Origin of the sequence: Nonomuraea sp. NPDC026600, from assembly GCF_040638335.1 — a bacterium.
Lineage (GTDB): Bacteria > Actinomycetota > Actinomycetes > Streptosporangiales > Streptosporangiaceae > Nonomuraea.
In genome coordinates this window covers 228,676-249,584 of sequence record NZ_JBEZYD010000011.1, presented here as the reverse complement: position 1 = coordinate 249,584, position 20,909 = coordinate 228,676, and the positions used below count along the sequence as shown (strand labels likewise).

Below are 20,909 nucleotides of genomic sequence, written 5' to 3'. Positions count from 1 at the left end.
GAGTCATGCATATGCCGCTGCCCTCGCAACCATTGCGCAAGCTGGGTTTCCTGACGATCGGGCTGTTCGACGAGGCTGATCCCGGCCGCGGCCACGAGTCGACGCTCGGCGTCATCGAGCTGGGTGAGCGGCTGGGTTTCGACAGCGCGTGGGTGCGGCACCGCCATCTGCAGTACGGCATCTCCTCCCCGGTCGCCGTGCTGGCGGCGGCCTCACAGCGGACCAGCCGCATCGAGCTGGGCACCGCGGTCATCCCCGTGGGCTGGGAGAATCCGCTGCGTCTTGCCGAGGACCTGGCGACGGTGGACGTCCTGTCCGGAGGCCGGCTCAACCCGGGCGTCAGCGTCGGCCCGCCGATGCGCTACGACCAGGTCAAGGACGCGCTCTACCCCGACACCGGCGATCTTGAGGACTTCGGCTACGAACGCGTGCGGCGGCTGCTGAGCTTCGTCCGCGGCGAACCGGCCACCGACTTCAGCGGGGTCGAGGGCTTCGAGGTCTTCTCCCACCGGGTCCAGCCTCACTCCCCCGGCCTCGGCAGCCGGATGTGGTACGGCGGCGGCAGCCTGCGCTCGGCCCAATGGGCGGGCGAGAACGCCATGAACTTCCTGACCAGCAGCGTCGTGAAGGCGGAGAAGTCCGAGGATTTCGCCGAGATCCAGCTCTCCCACATACGGGAGTTCCGCGCGCACCACCCCGACGGCGACCGTGCCCGGGTCTCCCAGGGACTCGTGGTCATCCCCACTGACAGCGCCTCCTCCGAGCAGCGCGCCAGGTACAAGGAGTACGCCGAAAAGCGCACGCCCAGGACCGCCGCACCCCAGGGACCGGCGCGGATGATGTTCGCGGCCGATCTCGTCGGCGACTCCGCCGAGATCGCCGAACGGCTCTACGCCCACGCCGCCTTCCAGGAGATCGACGAGGTCGCGTTCGCGCTGCCGTTCACGTTCGAGCATGAGGACTACGTGCAGATCCTCACCGACATCGCCACCCGCCTCGGCCCTGAGCTGGGCTGGCGGCCCCGTCCCTAGCCAGCGGGTGGCGGTGTCGCACGGTCCGGGAGTTCGCCCCGGGTCACCTTCCTTCTCGCTGCTGCGGCCGTCCGGATCCCGAGGAGCGAGACGACCATCGCGGCGGCGGCTACGCCCGCGCAGGCGAGCGCCGCGTGCAAGTACGCCGGGCCGTACCCGCCGGCCTCGGAAGCGTTCAGGTAGACGCCCGACACCGCCGAGACGCAGATCGCGGCCGAGATGCGCTGCGCCATCTGGAGGATGCCGCCCGCCACTCCGGCCGCCTCCGTCGGCGCGTGCTGGAGCACCGACGCCTGGAGCGGCGAGATGACCAGCCCGGAGGCGGCGCCGGCGCACATGGCGCACACCCCCAGCAGCAGGGGCTGGCCGGCCCGAGGGGCGAGCAGAGCGACGAGGCCGCCGGCCAGCATGGCACAGGCCGACAGCGCGAGGCCGAAGGCCAGGGAGTATCCGGCCACCATCCACTGCACCTGCGTGACGTCCGCGTGCAGCGAGTCGCGCAGCGCCGGGATGGCGATGTTCAGCACGGATTGGTCGAGCAAGGTGGTGAATCCGCCGGCGGCGCAGACGATCATCACCCGGCGTCCGGCGGGGTCGAAGCTTCTGGTCGACTCCGGCGGGCAGGTGGCCGCGTTGGTGTCGGTCATGCGGCGGCGTGCAGCCAGGATCCGGCGACCTGGGCCAGCACGGTGCGGGCCAGCGCGTCGGCCTGTCGCAGCAGTTGCCCCGGCCCGCCGGGGCGGTCGAAACCGGGAGCGCCACCGACGGTCCAGGAGCCGAGGGCGAACCGGCGGTCGTGCGCGGCTCCGGTCCGGGTCACCAGCCGGCGGTCCGGGAGACGCACGTCCAGCAGGCCCGCCGTCTCCCGGCACTCGCCCGTGGCGTACAGCCCGGCGATCAGGGGGTCGGAGCCGCGGCGCACGCTGGGCACGGGCCGCCGGGCCTCGAGAAGCGTTCGCGCCGCGGTGGAGCCGGGCACGGTGGGGCTGGTCGCGCGCCACGTTCCGGACTTCTCATCCTGGTGGATGCGCAGGTCGGCGCCCAGGAAGGTGACGATGCCCGCCCGGGCGAGCGCGCGCAGTTCGGCCTGGCGGGCGAGTGACGGGCCACCGGCGAGCAGGCCGACCAGCCCCTGAACCCAGGGGTCGTCCGCCAGGGTGGTGCGCGCGGAGAGCAGCCAGTGGATCATCGCCAGGTCGGCGCTGAAGGCCGGGTCGGCGCTGCGCTCCAGGTCGGCCGCGAGGTAGCCGTGCATCCACCGCTGCAGACCGGCGAGGTCGCCGAAGCGCATGCCGTGCAGCGGGCGTTCCAGCCGGTCGAGGCGCAGGCGGTCGGCGAAGCGCGGCACGGACTTGGTGACCAGGGCGCGCATCTCCTTGCCGCCCCACTCGGCCGCCTCGAAGGCGCTCTCGAACGCGGTCCACGTCGTCCGGGTGCGGCTTGGCTGCCGGGTGAACAGCTCGTGATAGTACGCGTACGCCAGCCTCTTGGCCGCGTCCTGCCCACCGCTGGCCGGGAGCCGTTCCAGGCCGGGAGGCGGGCCCGCGAGGCGGTAGCCGGGCCGGGCGTGGTGCGGCACGCCGCGTCGCGAGCCCACGTGCAGCAGCGGCTCGTGGCCGCTCGGCAGGTAGACCGGCTCACCCCGGTCTCCCTCGATGAACCGTCCGCCGCGCCCGACGGTGAGCAGCGCCACCAGGTCGGCGAACGCCCGCCCCGTGCCGCGCGCCAGCACCCGCTGACCGGCCGGGACGACGTCCGGATCGAGGTCGGCGGCATGACCGGCGGGCAGGTAGGCCAGCCCGTGCCGGGCGGCGAAGGCGATCTCCGCCGTCTCCGCCGTCGCGGGCGGCACCTCGGGCTGCCCGTGTGCCAGCACCACCGCGTCGGCCTCCAGCGACCCGCCGGTGGACAGCGCCACCCGTTGCCGTCCCGCCGACTCGGTGAGGCCGACCGCCATGGCCTCGTGCACGCGCACCCGGACATCGCCGGGCGCGAGGCGTACCGTGCGCTCGAACGCGGCCGCCAGATACCCGCCCACCTGGGACCGCGAGGCGGAGTGCCCGGACCCGCCGCCGAGCCGGTCCGCCAGCGACGGACCCGCGCCATCGGGGAAGACGGTGAGCTCCTCGGTCGCCGAGTCGGCTTTCAGCGCGTCGGGCTGCCCGTTCCGCCATTGGCGGCCCGCACCCGGCGGATACGGGTCCACGATGTGCAGGTCCAGCACACCGCCCCGGCCGATCCGCGCGGCGTTGGCGCAGATCCGCTCCATCAGGCACGTTCCGGCCGGACCCGCGCCGACCACCACGACCGCGCTCATGCGCGTCCTCCCCGCATATGTCGGTTCCCGCTGCCACTCAGGTCGTCGGACGCCGGGAAGAACGCACACCGGAGTCCGCGCCCGGATCGATCAAGACGGCCTGCCCTGCCGGAGATGCCGCCAGGATGCGTCCGGGTGAGGCGGTCAGCGACACTGCGCGCTGGCGACGCGGGCGAAGTCCACGTGCCGGCGGGTCGTCAGGAGGAGGCTGTGGATCATGAACATGAAGCTACCACATAATCTCTATTGCCTACTTGATATACATGAAATTAGCCTGCCACGACTGCGCAGGAGCTCCGGCGGCCGGGAGTCGTAGGCGCGCTCACCACGGGGCCGTGGCGAGCCGGTCGCGGACGAAGGCGAGGGTGCGGGCCTGGTCGCCCTCGTCGCCGACCGGGCTCGCCAGGAAGTCCGTCGCGCCGGCCTCAGCGAACCGGCCGATCTCCTTGTCGACCGTACCCTCGTCCCCGGCGATGACCGTCTCGTGCAGCCCCGACAGTCCTTGCAGCTCCAGCAGGGAACGGTAGCTGGCGAAGCTCGCCGCGAAGCCGAACCGCTCGGCGACCTGGTCCCGTACCCGTTGCGGATCGTCCGTGACCGCCACGAGGGCGGAGGCGACGATGCGCGGTGCCGGGCGGCCGGCCGCCCGGGCGGCCTCGGTGATGCGCGGCGCGATGTGACCGGCGATGGCGGCCGCGCCGGTCCAAGTGGTGACCGTGCCGTCGGCCAGCTCACCACGGTCATGCTCGACGGGCTCAAGGCGCCCGCCCCGTAGCAGGGCCTGATCGACAACGGTTGCCGGGGTCGCTTGACCAGGGGTGCCTAACGGCGTAGCAGGGTCAGGCCAAGGGTGACCTGGGCCGGTTCCAGCGTGGTCTTGCCGTCCTCGATGTCCCACAACGCGTTCTGCAGGATGCGGCCGAGTGTCCACCCGGTCGCCCGCTGCCGGTCCAGGCCGAGCGCCTCGGTAAGGAGGTCGAAGCGGCGAAGGACCGTGCGGGTCACGTCGCCGGTCGCCACCACCGCCTCCTCCCATCGGCTGTCCAGCGCCGGCCACAAGTCGAACCCGGGGTCACCGGCCAGCGGTTCGGGGTCGATGGCCAGCCATGGTTCCCGCTGCCCGGCGAGGATGTTGTCGTAGTGCAGGTCCCAGTGCAGCAGGCGGTCGCCCGGTTCGCCGATCAGTTCGGCCACGGCGGACGCGCAGGTGCGTACCAGCCGTTGCTCGGCCGGGTCGCGCAACGCCGGTACGGCGCGTGGAACCTGGTCGAGCATGGCCGCGGCGATGTCGGCCAGGTGCCGCAGACCGGGTGGGGCGGGCACCGCGACCAGGCGCGCCATCAGCTCGGCGAGGATCCGCATGGCGGCATTGTCGTCAACCACCGATGACAGCGGCCGGGCCGCGTCCAGCCGTTCCAACAACATGGTGCCGGTGTCCTGGTCGTGGTCGAGCAGGTGCACCACGCCGTCGCCGTTCCATGCCCGCAGACCGAGCGCGGCGCCGGCGTTGTCTTCGCTTGCCTGCTGGAGTTTCAGCACCGCGGGCGTATCGTCCGCGCGGATCACCGGCAGCACGAGCGAGGCCATGCCGTGTGCCGCGGGGCCGTCCGGCCGCAGCCTCCAGCGGTCCAGGAAGTCCGCGGCCAGGCGGGGCAACTCGGCGATCCAGGCACGGCCGGACGCGTTGTTCTCGCCGTACGACGCGGCAAACGCGTCAGGGATGTCGACGGGTATTGACATGCTCAAGTCGGTATCTCCTTCGTGGGTCCTTGGTTGTGCGGGATACGAAGGAGGTCACGGGGGTGCCCGGCTTCCGGGCAGGCGTCAAAACATGCCTTCACCTTAACCGAACACGATCATGTTCGGCTCTTCGCGGTCAAACGACGGCTGCTGAGCTTCGCCGGGTCCGGACCACCGTTCCGCTGACCGGCTGTGGATTGCGGATCAGGTTGAGTATCGGGCATACCCGCTCCACCTCGGCATGCAGTCTGGCCAGTTCCTCATCCGCGGCGGGCGAGTCGATCAGCACCTCGTAGCGGAAGTTGTGCGGGTGGACCGGGACGCCGCTGTCGCCCGGCTGCTGGGCTCGAGGATCGTACTCGGCGTGCACGTCCACTTCGAGCGCGTCGATCGGCACCGCCAGTTCGGCCGCCTTGATGAGGAAGATGTGGGTGACGCAACTGCCGAGCACACCGGCCTGGAGTTCGGGGGAGGTGGGGCCGAGGTCGTAGCCGGCGAAGTCGGGGCCGCTGTCGCTGATGATCTGGAAGTCCCGGATCCTGACGCGCCGGATTCCGCTGCGGCCCTCGGCGGTGACGTGGGCGTGCAGCGGGACCGGCCCGGCGGCGGGCGCCTCCCGGCGGGCCAGCAGGGCCGTGCGCTTGTGCGACAGGTACTCGCGTAGGGTGCTCATGGTCTTCTCTTCCTGGTCAGCGCAGGGTCACGGGGCCGAGTGGGGTGTCGATCACGGCGCGCAGCACCGCTTCGGGTCCTTGCGAGACGTCGAGCCGGACGCCAAGAGCGGCCAGGTCGCGCCGCAGCGCGTCCGGGGCCGGGTGCACGGCGGAGAAAGAGGTCAGGCTCACCAGGGGCAGGTCCGAGTCCGCGGAGTGGGGGGTGGCGCCCCAGTCGATGAGGAACGGCACCGGCCTGACCGCCGCCGGGTCCTCACGCCGGGTGAGCCGCCACTCCAGCAGCTCGCCTGCCGGGGTGCGCCTGGACAGGGGGTGTACGTCACCGGGGTCGTAGCCCTGCTCGCGGGCCTGCCGCACCGCCTTGTCGAGGTCGTCCGGGTGTACGGCCCAGGCGGCGAGCCGCGGCTCGGTGAGGGTTTCCAGGCCGAAGGCCCGCGGCCGTACGGACGCCTCAGGGTCGGGCCCGATGATCTCCAGGTAGGAGGTGGGGCCGAAGCGGACGAGGTGATTGGCGGTGCCTCCAGGATGGCTGCCTCCGGCCACCGGGCGGACTCCGGTTCGCTCGGCGAACTCGGCGACTCCCGCGGCGAGGTCGGGCACCGCGTAAACGAGGTGGTCGAGCTGTGGTTCTGTCACTGGTCCGCCTTCAGGGTGGGTTCTCAAAGCCAGCATAACCTACCTAAATAGTAGAGAATTTCCTGTGGCCTGCCTGCGCGTCATAGCCCCCGCCCGTGCGGCGCGTCCCACGTCGCCGGCAGGCCCTCGGTCGTCTCCCGGAAGGCGGGGCGCTGGTACAGGTCGCGGGCGTACGGCCAAAGGTGTTCGAAGTCGGACAGCTCCCGCTCGCTGATGAGATGGCCGCGGTTGTCACCGGAGTCGAACCTGGCCAGCGTCACCCACAGCCGCACGTCCGCCTCGGTGATCGTGTCGCCGGTCAGGAACCGCCGCTCGGCCAGGCGTTCGTCCAGCCGCTCCAGCGCGGAGACCACCCGGTGGCGCTCCTGCTCGCGCTCGTCCTCGGTAGCGGCGCGGGCCACGCGGGAGACGCCGGTGTTGACGTCGAAGTAGATCCACCCGTTCAGCTTGTTGATCTCCGGGCGCAGCTCGTCGGGGTAGAGGTCGACGGAGGTGCCGGCCCACCGTTCGAACTGGGTGGCCAGGTCGAGCGTGATGTCGGGGAAGTTGTTGCTGACGATCGCGCCGGTCCGCCGGTCCCAGAGGACGGGGACCGAGATGTGGCCGCCATACCCCTTCTCGGTCGCCTCGTACGCCTGCTCCAGCAGGGTGAAGCCGTTGACCGGGTCGGCGCCGCGGCGCTCCCTGAACGCCCATCCGCGGCCGTCGCGCTCGTCGTCCACGTAGGACAGCGAGACCACGTCCTCCAGGCCCTTGAGCCGGCGAACGATCGCGGCGCGCTGAGCGTACGGGCAGACCCAGGCGACGTAGAGGTGGTAGCGGCCGGGTTCGGCGCGGAAGCCGCTGGAACCGTCGGCGGTGATCCGGCCCTGGAACGGGTAGATCGGACGGTTCCAGTCCGGCGACAGGTGCAGCCGGCCCGGGCCGTAGAGGCCGTACGCGGCGTGGTCGACAGGGGTCGCGTAGACCGCTGTCTGCGTGGAGATGGACACGGGTCCTCCGGGGTTCAGGAGTCGGGGTGGGCCAGGAAGCGGCCGAAGCGGCCCTGGTGATAGAGCAGCGGGCGGCCGGGCCGCTGCACATCCGCCTCGGCGACCAGGCCGACCACCAGGATGTGATCGCCGACCACGGCCCGCTCGTAGGGCAGGCAGACAAGGTGCGCCGAGACGTCCTGCAGCAACGGAGCGCCCAGCGGTCCGGGGCGCCAGCGGGTGGGCGCGGCGAACCGGTCGATGCTCTTGCGGGCGAAGCGGGCCGCCAGCTCGGCCTGGTCGCTGGTCAGGATGTTGACCGCGAAGTGGTCGGCGCCGCCCAACTGGGGCCAGGTGGTCGAGGAACGGTCCACGTAGAAGGAGACCAAGGGCGGCTCGAGGCTGACCGAGGAGAAGGACGTGGCGGTGAGGCCCACGGGAATGCCGTCGCTCTGCGCGGTGATGACCACGACCCCGCTGGCGTGTACGGCGAGCGCCCGCCTGAACTGGTCGGCCGCGATGGCCCGATCGGGCAGTGTGTCGGTCATGTGGGCGCCCCGTTCCGGTGCGGGCGGCCGGCGGGGTGGCGGAATGTGGGTGATGGCATGATCACGAGACGGTTCCTCACGGAGAAGGCATGCTCACGCGGCGCCCCGGCCGCTGCCGGGGTGCGGCGGAAAAGCAGAGTCGGCGACGAGGGCGTGGGCGGCGCCGGCCACGCCGGGAGCACGAGGGTGGGATTCGGCGGCTACGGGTCCGTGATCAACGACACTGTGCGCTGGCGACGTGGCAGAAATCCACGTGAGAGCGCCTGGTCAGCAGAAAGCCCTGGCTCATACCAACGACGCTAGGCCGCGAGCCCCGATAAGTCAATATTTCCTACTTGTTTAGGGGGTAATTCGCATCGCATCTACCGACCAACCGGCCCGGGAGGTCAGGAGGTAGTGAGATGGGCGCGGATGGCGGCGGCGCCGGATTCGGTGAGCCAGTCGGTGAGGGTACGCAGTCCGGGGTGGATGACGCGCAGTGTCTCAATGTCGGCGTGCCAGCGGTGACCGGCTTGCCAGTGCTTCTTGGTCTCGGCAAGTTGCGGGCTGAGCGCGGCGGCCTCGCCGTCGGTGAACTGCTCGTACCGGATCGGAATGCCGGTGGCCTCGGTGATCGCGGCGGCGGCCTCGACCGGGGTCGGTTCGTCGCCGGCCAGTTCCAGGGTCCGGCCGGCGAACCGGGCCGGGTCTGCGAACGCGAGCGCGGTGAACTCGGCGATGTCCTCCAGCGCGATGATCTGCATGGGCTCGTGCGGAGGGAAGAAGTGCCGGTGTACGCCGTAGGAAATGCCGTCGATGCCGATCACCCCGACGCCGAGATAGTTGGTCATGAACCGAACCGGGCGCAGCAGGGTGGGCAGCGCGATGTGGTCGCGCAGGTACTCCTCGATCAGTGCTTTGCCCTCCGAGCCCCGCGATGGCGCGGATGTCGAGGCGACGGTGCTGAATACGACCTGCTCGATCCCCGCCGCGGCCGCGGCGTCGATCAGTACCCGGCCGCGGGCCACTTCGAGATCTGTTTCAGGTCCGGCCGGTCCGAAGGCCACGGGCGGTATGCCGAACATGGCGGCGGCGCCGTCGAGCGCGGGCGGCAGACTCGCCGGATCGTCGAAGTCGCCCCGCACGAGTTGGGCGCCCGCGGCCGTCAGCGCCACGGCGGCGGGTGCGGCCAGGTCGCGCACCAGGGCTCGCACCGACCAGCCACCGGCGAGCAACCGCCGCGCGGTGGCGCCGCCCTGCTTGCCTGTGGCGCCGGTGACGAGGATCGGAGAGTCGGGGTTGGCCGGGATCGCGGTGGTCATGGTGCCCTTTCCGGAGATAGTGGAGGATGGTGATGCGATCCGGAATACTTCCCCCGTTTAATGCCGGAGACAAGGATTACGTGACATGACAGCAGCACTGGGTGCGGCGCCTGCCGGGCGCGCCGACGCCCGCCGCAACCGAGAGATCGTGCTACGCACAGCGATACACGTATTCGCCGAGGAAGGGCTGGAGGTGTCACTCGGCCGGATCGCGCAGCGCGCGGGGGTCGGCGCAGGGACCGTCTACCGGCACTTTCCGAGCAAGGAGATCCTGGTCGAGGCGGTGCTCGCCGAGCACATCGAGGGTTTGGTGGCCGCCGCCGATCGGTGGGCCGCCCACGCCCCACCTGGTGACGCGTTGTTCGGGTTCCTGCTCGAAGTGATCGAGAAGTCGGCGGGCCGCCAGCACTTCTGCGACGTGCTCACCGCTGACCGGGGCTGGCCGCGCGCCGTGCTGGCCGCCGCGGCTCAGCGGTTCCACGATGCGCTGGAACGCTTGCTGTGCGACGCGAAACAGGCTGGTGCCATACGCGCCGACGTACGGGCCGATGATCTGTCCGCGTTGGCCATCGGCGGTGTCGCACTGCGTTCGGCACACCGGGACCAGGTACGCGGGACAGGGCTGGTGCGGCTACTGCTGGACGGATTGCGCACCCCGGCCGTCACGAAAGCTGAAACGTTCCGTGACTCGCCCCACCTTCCGCGTCACGAAACCACCGCCCTGAGGCACTGCGCGGAATGCGGCGCGCGGCTGCGCGTCCGTGCCACCGGGCGGCCACCCCGCTACTGCGGTCCGACCTGCCGCCAGCGCGCCCACCGGCGCCGTCTCGCCGTCTGACGCAAAAGACCCTATTTGCCGAGGATGCGGCGGTGTAGTAGGCGGTCCAGGCGATGGAGTCCAGGCGGCTCTGCTCGTCGGAGGGCAGGGCCGCGTCGAGGACGGCGGTGAAAACGCCTCGCGGTGTCAGCTCGCCCGCGGTAGCGGCGGCCCGCTGCTTGACCCAGCGGTCCATGGCTTGGTTGAGGTCGGCGACCGCGTCGGCACGTCGGCCGCCTCCAGGCCGAACACCTCATCAGCCGTGGCCATCAACGCCTCGGCTACGCCCTCCCCGGCCACCCCGCCTTCCGGCAAATGGCCGACGAACGCTTGCAAGGCGACACTGACGCGTGCGCGAAGGCCGGGCTCGAACCTCCCGTTCCGCTGACCGTACACCTGGAGATCGCCGGCGCGGCGCAGTTCTGCTACGACCTGCACGACGTGGCACGACACCGCGCCGAAACGATCGTCACCAGCCTGGCCGGCGCGGGCCAGACCACCCACCACGCCGGCATCTCGGCCGACGCCTCGACCCATGCACACGTCACCCAGCGCTCATCCACCTGAGCACCGAGACGGGATGCGCCGGAGGGGAGTGTCCAGTAAAGAGAGACAGAGCCGAAACCGTACAGTCCCGGGCCCGGTCCAGTGCTGCCGCGGCACCCCGCCCAAGCACGCCTCCACGGCTCTCGACGCCCGCGAGCAGAAACGCTTTCCTGCGCGCCGTGGAGACGAGCCGGCACACCCGCGACCGCGCCATCGGCCGGCGCGAGCGGGAGGGATTACTCGCCCTCGTCCTCAAGCCCATCACCATCACACAGGTACAACTCACCAACGGCGGCCATCGGCTGGTAGCCATGCGGCAGCAGGGCGTCCGGGTCGTCCCAGGGCTGTTCTGTCGGGGCGACGTCGGCGCATCCATCACCGCCGACCAGGTGTATCCAACGTCGCAGACCTAGGCGGGAGGTCCTCCCGAGAGGGTTTCGCCATCACCAGGGGGAAGGCTCGGAGCTTGGGACCGCCGTCCCACGATCGTGACCTCGTCACGCAAGGTCCGGTGGACCGCGCCCAGCGTCAGATCAGTCACATGGGGACTTATCGCATACAGAACGCCTGGAATTGAGGATCGCGGGTGCGGGTGACTTCCACGGGCAGCGGTATCCCCGCGCTGCCCGTGGCCGGTTTCCTGATCTCTGCGGTGTCAGTCCTCGTAGGCGCAGATCGCGTAGACCACGAGGTTCCAGTACCTGCTGTCGGGCACCACCTCCGCCGCCTTGGCCTGGACCTTCTCGCCGGTCGGGACCAGATAGTCGAGGGTGATGTCGGTGACCGGGATGGATCCGATCTCGTCCTGGACGGCGAACCCAGTCCCCAAGACCACCTGCCTGTCACCGCCGCCGCAGGCCACGTCGAGCTCCTTGCTGGGCAGGGTGGAGGCCGGGCTGTTCACGGTGGAGTCGCTGTAGATCCACAGCCCTGGTGGCGCATCTTCCGCGCATATCGCGAACATCTGGAGCGTCCAATACGGTGCTGCCGACGAGGAGATCCACGTCGCGTGGCCGTGAACCGCGTTGAGCTGCGGCTTGATGTAGTCGACGACGGCCTTGCCGCCCGCTCCGTCCAGCCGGTAGCCGTTGCCGAGCATGAACTCACCGGGGTCGCAGGTGACGGTCAGGGGGAGCAGCCCGTTCCGCGGGGCGGTCCGGCTGACGATCCTGGTCGCCTCGTCCGGGTCGCCGCAGACGGCCCACACGCGAATCATCCAGGAGGACGAGGTGCCCGCTCCGGTCTCTATCCCGAACGCGCTGACCGTGTACGTCGTCGGTACCACCTCGTCGATGACGACGTCGCCGCTCGGGCCCATGATCTCGGCTCCCGTGCCGAGTACGCGTGTGCCCGAAGGGCAGGTGACATCGGCGCCTTTGTTGTCGGAGGTGTTGCCGCTCGTGTCGAATACGACCTCGTAGTCGGGGATGTTGGCGGATGAGGCACTGGCCGGCACCGTCACGATGACGGCGGACAGTGCGAGAACCAGCGAGATGACGGTGACCCAGGTGCGTCTTGTCGCGATAGGCAAGAGAGTCTTCTCTGAGTAGTGGGCGCGTGGGGACCTCCCCGATCTTCGGGGAGCACGGTTCCCTGTCCTTGAAGAGTCGCTCCGCCGCCTCGCATGGTCTGCGGACAATTGCCGGTCGGCCCGGTGCCCTTCGGCATTGTGCGTCTATGGTCCACTGTGCAGCCTGATGCTGGGCGGCCCGCTTCCTGGCCACGATCGCCGGGGCCGCCCCGGCACGGAGGCACCCGGGCGGCAAGGGCTGCGGGCCCGCGCACACACGGGGATATGTGATCGGCCCGCGCAGCAGAGGGGAATCCCGTTCGGCCCAGAAACCCTCCGCCGATCAGCCGTTCGTCATGTGAGGGCAGACTTTGCACTGCTGGTAGCCGCCAGGCACGTCCTCCCCGACGGCGGCCCAGAACGGCCGGGATTCGCGGAAGTGGCCGCCGAGCGTGTGCCAGGACAGGCCCGGGTGTTCGGCGCGCAGTTGGGCGAGGGCAGCGCCGGCCAGCGCGCATCTCTGGTACTCCGGCATGGTGTAGGGGTGCTCGACCCAGCCGAGCCGGCACCGGCGGCAGAGGTGGTAGTCGACCGCGAAGGCGTGCTCACTGCGCTGCGTGGCGGTGCGTGTCCGCCCGCCGCTTCGCTCGGCCGAGACCGTGTCCTGCCACGGCGGGTCCGCGAGAGGAGTGGCCGGCCAACCGTGGCGCCGGCCGAACCGGCCCCGCCTGATCCGCCGCAGGAGCGCGCGCCACGGCTCCGCGTCAGGATCCCCGGCCCACCAGGTTGGCCTGCGGATGATCGGGCCGGCATCCGGCTGCGCGACCGTCATGGTCAGTGGCGAGCCCGTGGACGTGAGCGATCGACGTGCCTACCTGGTGGTACGCGGGACGACAGGTCCGGTTGGAGGGCGGACAGCCTGAACCATCCTCACGACCGTTCAGGGACACCCCCGAGAGAGGAACGCGATGACCGCCGGGCGACGGCTTCGCATCGGATCACGCGGGGCCATTTCAGTGTGTAACCAAGATGCACCCGTGGCGCCGGAGCAGAGCGCGCTGTCGTTGTTGAGGTCCTTCAGCGTTGATGTCCCGAGCTTGTCGATGACCCGCCGATCTCCTGCACGACCGCGGGGAGTTCTTCGAGTGGTGTCGTCGCACGGTCGAGTTGGCCGCCGAGGTCTGTGCGACGGCGAGGACGAGCGGGCGGAACCCGGCCTCGCGGGCGCGGGTGACAAGGTCGGTGCTGCGGCCGGGGCTGTGCGCCATGGGCCGGCGCGGCCCGCAAAACGAGCAGGCCCGCCAGTCGGACTTGCGCCTGGCGGGCTTGCTGGTACCGCGCGCCGGGCGTGGTAGTCGAGGACCGCATGTACCTCTGAGCGGGATAAACGGTCGCATGGCTCCGAACGGTGCTCCGCCATCGCGGCTTGGGGGGACGCCAGTGCGAGGAGCGGCTACGTCGTCGGGAGGCCGACCGCGTTGGACGCGTCGGCCTCGAAGTATTCCGTCGTGGCGAAGGGGCCGACGTGATCCTCGAAGAAGCTCCTGACGCCGTCGATCGAGTCATGGACGATGACGTTCACCGCCTTGGTCCCGTCGGTGCTCGCCACCGCCAGCGTCCACTTGGCACCCTTGGGAAGCTGGCCGTACGCCTTCTTCAGGGAATCCCAGAAACCGTCGTTGTCAGAAATCGTGGAAACAGTCATGACGTGCACGGTGGCACCCTCCTCATTGACTCTCGGATTCACTCGGCAATTGATGTGAAGATACTGTGCGGCACCATTCTTGAAGTCGTAGATCGCGACGGTCTGAGGGTCCTCGAGCGGATCGTCCGAAGGCATCAGGAAGTGGGTCTCGCTGATCGGGAACAGCTCGTAGTCGAGCTGTTCTGGTTTGTTGAGGAGTTGCGCCTCCATGGGGTTCAGGGTGAATTTGAGGTGGAGTTTTCCGCGGTCCGCCGCCACTTCGTAGCGGGTGCCGGGGCGCTCGTAGGAGCCTTCGTACCTGGACAGATCAAGGGCCAGGGTCGGGTCGGGCTCCGGCAGGCCGGGGATCGTGACCGCGCCGAGGTCGGCCAGGATTTCGTTGAACACCTTCCGGTAGAAGCTGTCGCGCGGCCCGGCGTTCGCCAGCATCGAGACGGCGATGTTCGATTCCGGCAGGATCCGCAGGCGGGCGCTCTGGCTGACCGCACTGCCGTCGTGGGCGTAGACGGTTTGGCCGTGCCAATCGCACACGATGAGGCCGAGTGCCCATTCCGGCCCGAACATGTACGGGTCAGGTATGGGGACCCGCGACTCCGTCATCTCGCGGATGATGCCGGGTGAGACGATTCGGGTCCCGTTCGGCGCCTTTCCTTCGTTGAGGAAGACGTACGCCATCGTGAGCAGTTCCCGGGCTGTCGTGTTGACGTTGCCCGCGGGGCCGAAGGAGCGCGGCAGGTGACCCAGCGGTGAGAGGACGGGTCCCTCTTCGAGGGAGCGGATCAGGTATCCGGTCGCGGCCCGGTTCTGGTCCACGTGCTCACACCGGCTGCTCGTCGAGGTCAGTCCCAAGGGGTCGAACAGGCGATTCTTCATGATGTCGTCCCACCGCCCGCCGTCGATCACCTCCATGATGCGGGCGAGGATCGCGTAGCCCAGGGCCGCGCTGTAGCCGTGAGTGTGGCCCAAGGGGTGGACCTGGCATGCGCCGGCGATGTTCGCCACCATGCGCTGGTACACGTCGTCGTCCTCGCCCGGATCTCCGTAGTTCTCCTCGATGCCGTTGGTGTGGTTGAGGAGATGGCGGGGTGTGACCTTGGCGCTGACGTCGGGGTCGGCGACCCGGAAATCAGGGAGGTAGGTCCGCACCGGCTCGTCCAGGGCGACTTTCCCCTCGTCGACGAGCCGCATGAAGGCGAGGGAGGTCCATGTCTTGGATACGGAGCCGCACTGGTAGATGGTGTCGGTCGTCGCGGGCTCCCGTGTGGAGATGTTCTTGACGCCGACCGCGAAGTCGGTGATCTCCCCGTCGCGGAGGACGCCGATCGCGGCACTCGGAATCCGGTACTCCGCGAGTAACTCGGAGACGCGGGCTCGTATCCGGGTCACATCCAACGCTCTTGTCATAAGGGGTTCCTCGTCCTGTCCGATTCTTTCCAAGCGGGAAAAGGCTACGTTGCATTTCAAGTAGCGTCAACGAGAACACCTCAATAATGCTGGCCTTTCAGCCGATCGTTGCAACAGCATTGTTGATAAATGCAATCCATGCCAACCAGTCGTTGCAATGTAATGTTGGTGAACGCACCCGTGAACCCGAACCGACAGGAGGGCGGCCGATGCCCGGAGGCAGGCTGACCCACGAGGATCGCCGGCAGATCGCGATCGAGCTGGCCGAAGGGCTGGGATACGCGGAGATCGCCAGGCGGCTGGGCAGGCCCACGTCCACGATCAGCCGCGAAGTGGCGCGCAACAGCGCGCCCGGCGGCTACCTGGCCGACCGCGCCCAGCAGGCCGCCGGGCAGCGCGCCCGCCGCCACAGACCGGTTCAAGCCACGGAGCCACCGGTCGACGGGCGGCCGGCCGAGGCGGTGCGCGGTTTCGTGGAGGAGTTCGCGACGCTGCTGGTCGGGATCGGCCTTCCCCGGATGCCGGCTCGCGTGTTCGTCTGCCTGCTCACCTCCGGCTCCGGGAGCCTGACGTCCGCCGAGCTCGTACGCCGGCTACAGGTCAGCCCGGCGTCGGTGTCCAAGGCCATCGGCTACCTCGAGGAGATCGAGCTGGTCAGACGCACGCAGGATGCCGGCCGCCGCGAGCGGTACGTCGTCGACGACGACGTCTGGCTCCGGGCGTTCAAAGCCGACACCGGGGCACACGCCGAGGTCGCGGCCGCCGCGCGGCACGGGATCGAAGTCTTCGGTGCCGACACGCCCGCCGGCACCCGGCTGGGCCAGATGGCTCAGTTCTTCACCCGGATCAACGAGCAGATGAACAACAGCGGCCTCACCGACGCCGTCGTGCACGACGCGCTGACAGTGCTGGCCGCGCTGGTGTACGCCGCTCGGCCACTCACCGTGGACGAACTCGCCACGGCACTGGACTGGCCCATCCAGCGGGCGGCCGACGCCCTGGACGCGATCAGCCGTCGTCCGATCCTCTCCGACCCGCTCACCGTGGAGCAGGTCGGGCGCGGCGCGTACGCCATCACCCCGAGGCCCGACCGCCTGAGCTCCGCGCAACGCGACGCACTGATCGTCGGTCCGCGCTCGACCCGAGGGCCTCGAACATGACGGAGCCGGATAGACGTCGCAACCGCGATCCCGCCAGCCACACCCGCGCGCCTGCGGACGCGCCCGCATTCCACCCGGCGCTACAGCCTGGCCTCCGGCAAAGACCGGTGAACCGCTCCGAACAAGGGCTGCGCTCGCCGATCGCGGTGACGGCCTTGCCGCCGTCAGGCGCGGCTCGGTGCCGGCTCCGGCTCCGGCTCGGGGAGAAGAGCGGCCGGGCGGCGCGGGATCAGCAGCGGGGTCGCCAGCAGGAGCACGCCGGCCAGGCCGATGGCCGTACGCGGGCCGAGCAGTCCGCCCAGCACACCCCAGACTGCCGTCAGGAGCGCGGTCGAGGCCTTGGTCGTCACCGCCCAGGCGGACAGCATGCGGGCGACCCGGTCAGTCGCGGTGCGCTCGAGGCGGTAAGTGGCGCTGACGGGGTTGAAGACCCCGCAGCAGAAGATGAGCCCAAGCTCGACACCTATCACCAGCAGCAGCCCTCCGGTGCCCGGCCCCAGGAAGACCAGGCCGATGGGCCAGAGCGCGCGCAGCGCCCCGGCCACGACCAGGATCCGGTGCTGCCCGAACCAAGTGACGAGCGGTCGGGCCAGCCGCGAACCGAGCAGCCCACCGATCGAGGGCACGGCGAAGGCGAGACCGTACTGCCACGGCGTGAACCCGAGTTGGCCGAGCATCAGGACGGCCAGCAGCGGCTGAGTGGCCATCACCAGGCCGTTGAACAAGGCGGTGTTGAACAACAGCCGACGCAGCGTCGCGTCGGCGAGGATGTACCGCCAACCGTCGAGCAGGTCCCCGGCCCGCATGCGCGCGGCCTCCCGGCGCTGGGGCCGCGGCTCGCGCCCGCCCATCGCGCCGATGCCCAAGGCCGAGAGCAGGTAGCTGACCGCGTCGGCCACCACCGTCGCCACCGGACCGAGGAGCCCGATCGCCGCGCCGCCCAGCGGCGGTCCGATGATCGTGGTCGTCCAGGCCGTGGACTCGAATCGGGCGTTGGCGACGAGCAGGTCCTCGGCCTGCAGCAGCGTCTTCAGGTACGCGCCGGAGGCGGCGCGGAAGGTGATGTCGGCCGCCGCGACGACGACCGAGACCAGCAGGAGCTGAAGGAAGGTGAGCACGCCAAGCGCGAACGCGGCGGGGATCGTCAGCAGCGCCGCGAACCGCACCAGGTCCATCGCGATCAGCACCGGCCGCTTGCGGCGGAACTCCACCCACGGGCCGAGCGGCACCGCCACGGCCGCGCCCACCACAGCCCCCACGGAGGAGAGCACGGCGACCTCGGCCGGTCCGGCGTGCAACACCTGAATGGCGATCAGCGGGAACGCGCCGAAGGCGAGCCACGTACCGAGCGCGCTGGTCCCGTACGCTCCCCAAAGCCACCCGAACCGACGCCCCAGTCGATGTCCGCGCAGATATCCCAGCCGCTGCCCATTTTTCATGCTTGACGCTCCTCACTCGCACAACCGATCCGCGATCGGAAGCATCAAAGCGCGCGCCATACCTGGGGATCAAACAACTGCAGCGCCGTTGGGCACAACCAACGGTTGTGCCCATAGAGTATCGGCATGGACCTCGACACCGTCCGGACCTTCGTCGCCGCCGCCGACGCGGGGCAGTTTCAGGAGGCCGCCGCCGAGCTGGCGGTCACCCAGCAGGCCGTCTCCAAGCGCATCGCCGCGCTGGAGCGCAACCTCGGCGTGCGGCTGTTCACCCGCACCCCGCGCGGCGCCGAGCTCACCATCGATGGGCAGGCGTTCCTGCCTCACGCGCGCGAACTGCTGCGCGTCGCCGAGCGCGCGGTCGCGTCCGTGCGCACCGGCCGCCGTCCGCTGCGCGTCGACATGATCGCCTCGCGCAGCGCGGCGTCGGGCCTGATGCGCGGCTTCCATCGCGCGCACCCTGAGATCGAGCTCGACGTGGTGATGCTGTTCGATATCGAGACGGCCCTCGCCGCCATTCGGTCCGGTACGATCGACGCGTCCTTCCGCGCCGTCACCGTGCCCGGCCGGCCCCTTCCCGAGGACATCGCATCCGTGCGGGTGCTCGACGAGCCGCTCCAGCTCCTCACCGGGCCCGCCCACGCGCTGGCCGGCGCCCGGTCGGTGACCGTCGCTCAGCTCGCCGGGCACCGGATCTGGATGCCCGGCATCGTCCCCGGAACCGAGTGGGCCGCCTACTACGACGATCTCGTCGCCGAGTTCGGCCTCACCATCGAGGCGACCGGCCCCAACTTCGGCTCCGACGCGCTCCTCGACACCATCGCCGACACCCCGGCCTTGGCCACCTTCATGGGCGAGCAGACCCGCCTGGTCTGGCCCGCCGACCACGGCCTGCGCCGCATCCCGGTGACCGACCCGACGCCCGTCTACCCGCACTCGCTCCTGTGGCACCGCGACAACCCCCACCCAGCGCTGGCCACCCTCCGCGCCCACCTCGCCGCCGCGGCGGCCGGCCACGACGCCGCCGGGACCTGGGTGCCGGGCTGGGTGATTCCACACTGAACGCCGCCGCGTCCGCGTGCGGGAGCTTCGGCGACTGTTACACAGGTGGTCACCTGTGAACTACCGTCTAGCCCCGTTCGAGCGTGAGCAGCGGCTCAGCAAACACAGGTGCCGGCGCGCCGGGATCTGTGGCGACAGTCTGCTCCAGGCGGCGGAAGCCGGCCTCCTGCTCGTCGGGACTGAGGTGAGCGAAGAACGAAAGGGTGCGCAGGCGCAGCCGTTCGAGCATGTCAGCGCGGGTACCGCAGGACGGCTCGGTAACCGTGCCGAAGCCGGCAACGCGCCAGCCGGCCGACGTGAACATCGCGATGACCTCGTGCAGCGGCTGAAACTGGGAGAGGTCCACCTCAAGGCCGCGGGGGAAGTGCTCCAGCCACCACGGCCTGGGGTGGTGATCGCTGAAATTCCCGCGCAGTAGCAGCCGCCCGCCGGGCCTGAGTACCCTGGCCAGTTCCTGGGCCGCCCGCGGCTTGTCCCGGACGTGGTGCCAGGACAAGAACATGAGAGCGTAGTCGGCGCTGCCGGACGGCACTGGCATGTCCTCGGCGGAGCCTGCCAGATACCGCACATCGGAATGCGGGGGCTGCGCCTGCGCCATCTCGCGCATGCGGACCGACGGCTCGACGCCGGTGACCGGCCCGAACGCTCGCGCCAGCGCGGGGGTGAACCTGCCGGTCCCTGAGCCGACGTCCAGCCCCGCCAGCGGACGCCGCTCGGGCAGCACCGCTCCGAAGGCACTGATCCACACCTGCAACTGCTGCTCGGTAAGCGCACGGCCACGCGCGTAGTTCTGGTGCTGCTCCGTGTCGTAGTCGATCCGCCTCATCGCACCTCCCGCGTCCAGTCGGGCTACGGCAAACCGTCGGCCCGATATATCGAGTCGATACATCGGCACGATATGCGGTGTCATGTCCCACCGCAAGGCGGGCATTGCGGTCGAGCGTGCCTGCACCGCGGCGACCAGCGGCGTGGGGACCGTCATCTTCTCCGTGGTGGGCCTGGTACTGACTCGCTCGGCTCCTCTTCACATGCGTGTTCGGCCAGGGGTCAGCAGTCGATGGCGGCCATGTTGGTTGCGTCGTGGCGTTCGCCGGCGGCGGGGGTGAGGTTGTTGAGCCGGTCGAGTTGGTCGGTGGTGAGGTCGACGGTGTCGGCGGCGGTGTTCTCTTCGACGCGGGCGACCCGGCGGGTGCCGGGGATCGGGGCGATGTCGTCGCCGCGGGTGAGCAGCCAGGCCAGGGCTATCTGTGCCGGAGTCGCGTCGGCTTCGGCGGCGATGGCCTGGACCTCGTCGACGACGCGCAGGTTGCGCTGGAAGTTCTCGCCGGTGAAGCGGGGGTTGGTCTTGCGCCAGTCGTCGTCGGGGATGTCGTCGAGGGTGCGGATCTGGCCGGTGAGGAAGCCGTGGCCGAGCGGAGAGTAGGGTACGAACCCGACCCCCAGTTCCCGTAGCAGCGGCAGCAGCTCGTTCTCGGGGTCCCGTGTCCATAGCGAGTACTCGGTCTGCAGCGCGGCGAGCGGGTGGACGGCGTGGGCGCGGCGGATGGTGGCAGGACCGGCCTCGGACAGGCCGATGTGCAGAACCTTGCCCTCGGCGACCAGGGCGGCCAGTGCGCCGACGGTCTCCTCGATCGGGGTGTCCGGGTCCACTCGGTGCTGGTAGTACAGGTCGATGTGGTCGGTGCCCAGCCGCTGCAGGGAGCCCTCGACGGCGGCGCGGACGTTGGCGGCGCTGCTGTCGGTCACGCCGGGTCCGCCGCCGGAGTGGGAGACGAGGCCGAACTTGGTGGCGACCACGACCTGGTCGCGGCGACCCTTGATCGCTTGGCCGACTACTTCCTCGCTGTGGAAGGGGCCGTAGATCTCGGCGGTGTCGATGTGGGTGACGCCCAGGTCGAGGGCGCGGTGGATGGTGCGGATCGACTCGGCGTCGTCCAGGCCGCCGCCGCTGGTGTAGATACCGGCCATCGTCATGGCTCCCAGCCCGATCCGGGAGACGTCCAGCCCGCCCAGGGACACATGTTTCATCAGCTGACTCCTTGTGGGTC

22 protein-coding genes are annotated in these 20,909 nt (G+C 70.0%); 6 read left to right on the top strand and 16 right to left on the bottom strand.

Annotated elements, in window-relative coordinates; all coding sequences use genetic code 11:
* The first annotated feature begins 11 nt into the window (after positions 1 to 11).
* A complete protein-coding gene (locus AB0F17_RS26575) occupies positions 12 to 1,031 on the top strand; it encodes an LLM class flavin-dependent oxidoreductase (RefSeq protein ID WP_358027682.1) in 1,020 nt (339 codons plus the stop codon).
* Here the strand turns inward: AB0F17_RS26575 and AB0F17_RS26570 are convergent.
* From AB0F17_RS26570 to AB0F17_RS26525, 10 genes are all read right to left on the bottom strand, one after another.
* Complete coding sequence (locus tag AB0F17_RS26570) at positions 1,028 to 1,678, bottom strand: hypothetical protein (RefSeq protein WP_358027679.1); 651 nt, start codon at positions 1,676 to 1,678, stop codon at positions 1,028 to 1,030. The two genes, AB0F17_RS26575 and AB0F17_RS26570, sit on opposite strands and share 4 nt — an antisense overlap.
* On the bottom strand, positions 1,675 to 3,348 hold the full coding sequence (locus AB0F17_RS26565) for an FAD/NAD(P)-binding protein (RefSeq protein WP_358027677.1): 1,674 nt from the start codon (positions 3,346 to 3,348) through the stop codon (positions 1,675 to 1,677). Before AB0F17_RS26565 ends, AB0F17_RS26570 begins: the two co-directional genes overlap by 4 nt.
* A 144-nt stretch (positions 3,349 to 3,492) precedes the next feature.
* Entirely contained in the window at positions 3,493 to 3,567 is a 75-nt protein-coding gene (locus AB0F17_RS26560) for a putative leader peptide (protein WP_358027883.1), read from the bottom strand.
* A gap of 103 nt (positions 3,568 to 3,670) precedes the next feature.
* Positions 3,671 to 4,246 carry an LLM class flavin-dependent oxidoreductase gene (locus tag AB0F17_RS26555; protein WP_358027674.1) on the bottom strand — a complete coding sequence of 192 codons (576 nt, stop codon included), beginning with the start codon at positions 4,244 to 4,246 and terminating at the stop codon, positions 3,671 to 3,673.
* A complete protein-coding gene (locus AB0F17_RS26550) occupies positions 4,171 to 5,088 on the bottom strand; it encodes an aminoglycoside phosphotransferase family protein (protein WP_358027671.1) in 918 nt (305 codons plus the stop codon). Before AB0F17_RS26550 ends, AB0F17_RS26555 begins: the two co-directional genes overlap by 76 nt.
* Before the next feature lie 136 nt (positions 5,089 to 5,224).
* On the bottom strand, positions 5,225 to 5,761 hold the full coding sequence (locus AB0F17_RS26545) for an OsmC family protein (RefSeq protein ID WP_358027668.1): 537 nt from the start codon (positions 5,759 to 5,761) through the stop codon (positions 5,225 to 5,227).
* Between the two features lie 16 nt (positions 5,762 to 5,777).
* Positions 5,778 to 6,398: a VOC family protein gene (locus AB0F17_RS26540; RefSeq protein ID WP_358027665.1), complete on the bottom strand. Its 621-nt coding sequence runs from the start codon at positions 6,396 to 6,398 to the stop codon at positions 5,778 to 5,780.
* An 80-nt stretch (positions 6,399 to 6,478) separates the two neighbouring features.
* A complete protein-coding gene (locus AB0F17_RS26535; protein ID WP_358027663.1) occupies positions 6,479 to 7,390 on the bottom strand; it encodes a glutathione S-transferase C-terminal domain-containing protein in 912 nt (303 codons plus the stop codon).
* Between the two features lie 14 nt (positions 7,391 to 7,404).
* Positions 7,405 to 7,917 carry a flavin reductase family protein gene (locus tag AB0F17_RS26530; RefSeq protein ID WP_358027660.1) on the bottom strand — a complete coding sequence of 171 codons (513 nt, stop codon included), beginning with the start codon at positions 7,915 to 7,917 and terminating at the stop codon, positions 7,405 to 7,407.
* A 386-nt stretch (positions 7,918 to 8,303) separates the two neighbouring features.
* A complete protein-coding gene (locus AB0F17_RS26525; protein WP_358027658.1) occupies positions 8,304 to 9,218 on the bottom strand; it encodes an NmrA family NAD(P)-binding protein in 915 nt (304 codons plus the stop codon).
* 85 nt (positions 9,219 to 9,303) lie between these two features.
* Between AB0F17_RS26525 and AB0F17_RS26520 the strand changes: the two genes are divergently transcribed.
* From AB0F17_RS26520 to AB0F17_RS26510, 3 genes are all read left to right on the top strand, one after another.
* Entirely contained in the window at positions 9,304 to 10,056 is a 753-nt protein-coding gene (locus AB0F17_RS26520; protein ID WP_358027655.1) for a helix-turn-helix domain-containing protein, read from the top strand.
* 294 nt (positions 10,057 to 10,350) lie between these two features.
* On the top strand, positions 10,351 to 10,602 hold the full coding sequence (locus AB0F17_RS26515; RefSeq protein ID WP_358027653.1) for a hypothetical protein: 252 nt from the start codon (positions 10,351 to 10,353) through the stop codon (positions 10,600 to 10,602).
* Between the two features lie 158 nt (positions 10,603 to 10,760).
* Positions 10,761 to 10,994 (top strand): hypothetical protein, encoded by a 234-nt coding sequence (locus AB0F17_RS26510; protein WP_358027650.1) that lies wholly within the window; start codon positions 10,761 to 10,763, stop codon positions 10,992 to 10,994.
* 242 nt (positions 10,995 to 11,236) lie between these two features.
* Here AB0F17_RS26510 and AB0F17_RS26505 read toward each other — a convergent pair whose 3' ends face one another.
* The 3 genes from AB0F17_RS26505 to AB0F17_RS26495 form a co-directional block, all read right to left on the bottom strand.
* Positions 11,237 to 12,112, bottom strand: coding sequence for a hypothetical protein (locus AB0F17_RS26505; protein ID WP_358027647.1), 876 nt, complete (start codon positions 12,110 to 12,112; stop codon positions 11,237 to 11,239).
* A gap of 322 nt (positions 12,113 to 12,434) precedes the next feature.
* Positions 12,435 to 12,923 carry a hypothetical protein gene (locus AB0F17_RS26500; RefSeq protein ID WP_358027645.1) on the bottom strand — a complete coding sequence of 163 codons (489 nt, stop codon included), beginning with the start codon at positions 12,921 to 12,923 and terminating at the stop codon, positions 12,435 to 12,437.
* Positions 12,924 to 13,544: 621 nt separating this feature from the next.
* A complete protein-coding gene (locus AB0F17_RS26495; protein ID WP_358027642.1) occupies positions 13,545 to 15,200 on the bottom strand; it encodes a serine hydrolase in 1,656 nt (551 codons plus the stop codon).
* Positions 15,201 to 15,409: 209 nt separating this feature from the next.
* Here AB0F17_RS26495 and AB0F17_RS26490 point away from each other — a divergent pair, with 209 nt between their 5' ends.
* Positions 15,410 to 16,360 carry a helix-turn-helix domain-containing protein gene (locus tag AB0F17_RS26490; RefSeq protein WP_358027640.1) on the top strand — a complete coding sequence of 317 codons (951 nt, stop codon included), beginning with the start codon at positions 15,410 to 15,412 and terminating at the stop codon, positions 16,358 to 16,360.
* Between the two features lie 164 nt (positions 16,361 to 16,524).
* Here AB0F17_RS26490 and AB0F17_RS26485 read toward each other — a convergent pair whose 3' ends face one another.
* Positions 16,525 to 17,799 (bottom strand): MFS transporter, encoded by a 1,275-nt coding sequence (locus AB0F17_RS26485; RefSeq protein ID WP_358027637.1) that lies wholly within the window; start codon positions 17,797 to 17,799, stop codon positions 16,525 to 16,527.
* Between the two features lie 126 nt (positions 17,800 to 17,925).
* On the opposite strand from AB0F17_RS26485, the gene AB0F17_RS26480 reads away from it, so the two are divergent.
* Entirely contained in the window at positions 17,926 to 18,861 is a 936-nt protein-coding gene (locus tag AB0F17_RS26480) for a LysR family transcriptional regulator (RefSeq protein WP_358027635.1), read from the top strand.
* 67 nt (positions 18,862 to 18,928) lie between these two features.
* Here AB0F17_RS26480 and AB0F17_RS26475 read toward each other — a convergent pair whose 3' ends face one another.
* Positions 18,929 to 19,843: a class I SAM-dependent methyltransferase gene (locus tag AB0F17_RS26475; RefSeq protein WP_358027632.1), complete on the bottom strand. Its 915-nt coding sequence runs from the start codon at positions 19,841 to 19,843 to the stop codon at positions 18,929 to 18,931.
* Positions 19,844 to 19,908: 65 nt separating this feature from the next.
* The gene (locus AB0F17_RS26470) at positions 19,909 to 20,889 is read right to left on the bottom strand and encodes an aldo/keto reductase (RefSeq protein WP_358027629.1); all 981 of its coding nucleotides are present in this window, start codon (positions 20,887 to 20,889) and stop codon (positions 19,909 to 19,911) included.
* Positions 20,890 to 20,909: the final 20 nt, after the last annotated feature.

Excerpts from the sequence above, each read along its gene's own strand:
- AB0F17_RS26575 (WP_358027682.1), top strand. The coding sequence starts at position 12 with ATGCCGCTGCCCTCGCAACCATTGCGCAAGCTGGGTTTCCTGACGATC.
- AB0F17_RS26570 (WP_358027679.1), bottom strand. The coding sequence starts at position 1,678 with ATGACCGACACCAACGCGGCCACCTGCCCGCCGGAGTCGACCAGAAGC.
- AB0F17_RS26565 (WP_358027677.1), bottom strand. The coding sequence starts at position 3,348 with ATGAGCGCGGTCGTGGTGGTCGGCGCGGGTCCGGCCGGAACGTGCCTG.
- AB0F17_RS26550 (WP_358027671.1), bottom strand. The coding sequence starts at position 5,088 with ATGTCAATACCCGTCGACATCCCTGACGCGTTTGCCGCGTCGTACGGC.
- AB0F17_RS26545 (WP_358027668.1), bottom strand. The coding sequence starts at position 5,761 with ATGAGCACCCTACGCGAGTACCTGTCGCACAAGCGCACGGCCCTGCTG.
- AB0F17_RS26530 (WP_358027660.1), bottom strand. The coding sequence starts at position 7,917 with ATGACCGACACACTGCCCGATCGGGCCATCGCGGCCGACCAGTTCAGG.
- AB0F17_RS26525 (WP_358027658.1), bottom strand. The coding sequence starts at position 9,218 with ATGACCACCGCGATCCCGGCCAACCCCGACTCTCCGATCCTCGTCACC.
- AB0F17_RS26520 (WP_358027655.1), top strand. The coding sequence starts at position 9,304 with ATGACAGCAGCACTGGGTGCGGCGCCTGCCGGGCGCGCCGACGCCCGC.
- AB0F17_RS26515 (WP_358027653.1), top strand. The coding sequence starts at position 10,351 with ATGGCCGACGAACGCTTGCAAGGCGACACTGACGCGTGCGCGAAGGCC.
- AB0F17_RS26500 (WP_358027645.1), bottom strand. The coding sequence starts at position 12,923 with ATGACGGTCGCGCAGCCGGATGCCGGCCCGATCATCCGCAGGCCAACC.
- AB0F17_RS26495 (WP_358027642.1), bottom strand. The coding sequence starts at position 15,200 with ATGACAAGAGCGTTGGATGTGACCCGGATACGAGCCCGCGTCTCCGAG.
- AB0F17_RS26490 (WP_358027640.1), top strand. The coding sequence starts at position 15,410 with ATGCCCGGAGGCAGGCTGACCCACGAGGATCGCCGGCAGATCGCGATC.
- AB0F17_RS26485 (WP_358027637.1), bottom strand. The coding sequence starts at position 17,799 with ATGAAAAATGGGCAGCGGCTGGGATATCTGCGCGGACATCGACTGGGG.
- AB0F17_RS26480 (WP_358027635.1), top strand. The coding sequence starts at position 17,926 with ATGGACCTCGACACCGTCCGGACCTTCGTCGCCGCCGCCGACGCGGGG.
- AB0F17_RS26475 (WP_358027632.1), bottom strand. The coding sequence starts at position 19,843 with ATGACGGTCCCCACGCCGCTGGTCGCCGCGGTGCAGGCACGCTCGACC.
- AB0F17_RS26470 (WP_358027629.1), bottom strand. The coding sequence starts at position 20,889 with ATGAAACATGTGTCCCTGGGCGGGCTGGACGTCTCCCGGATCGGGCTG.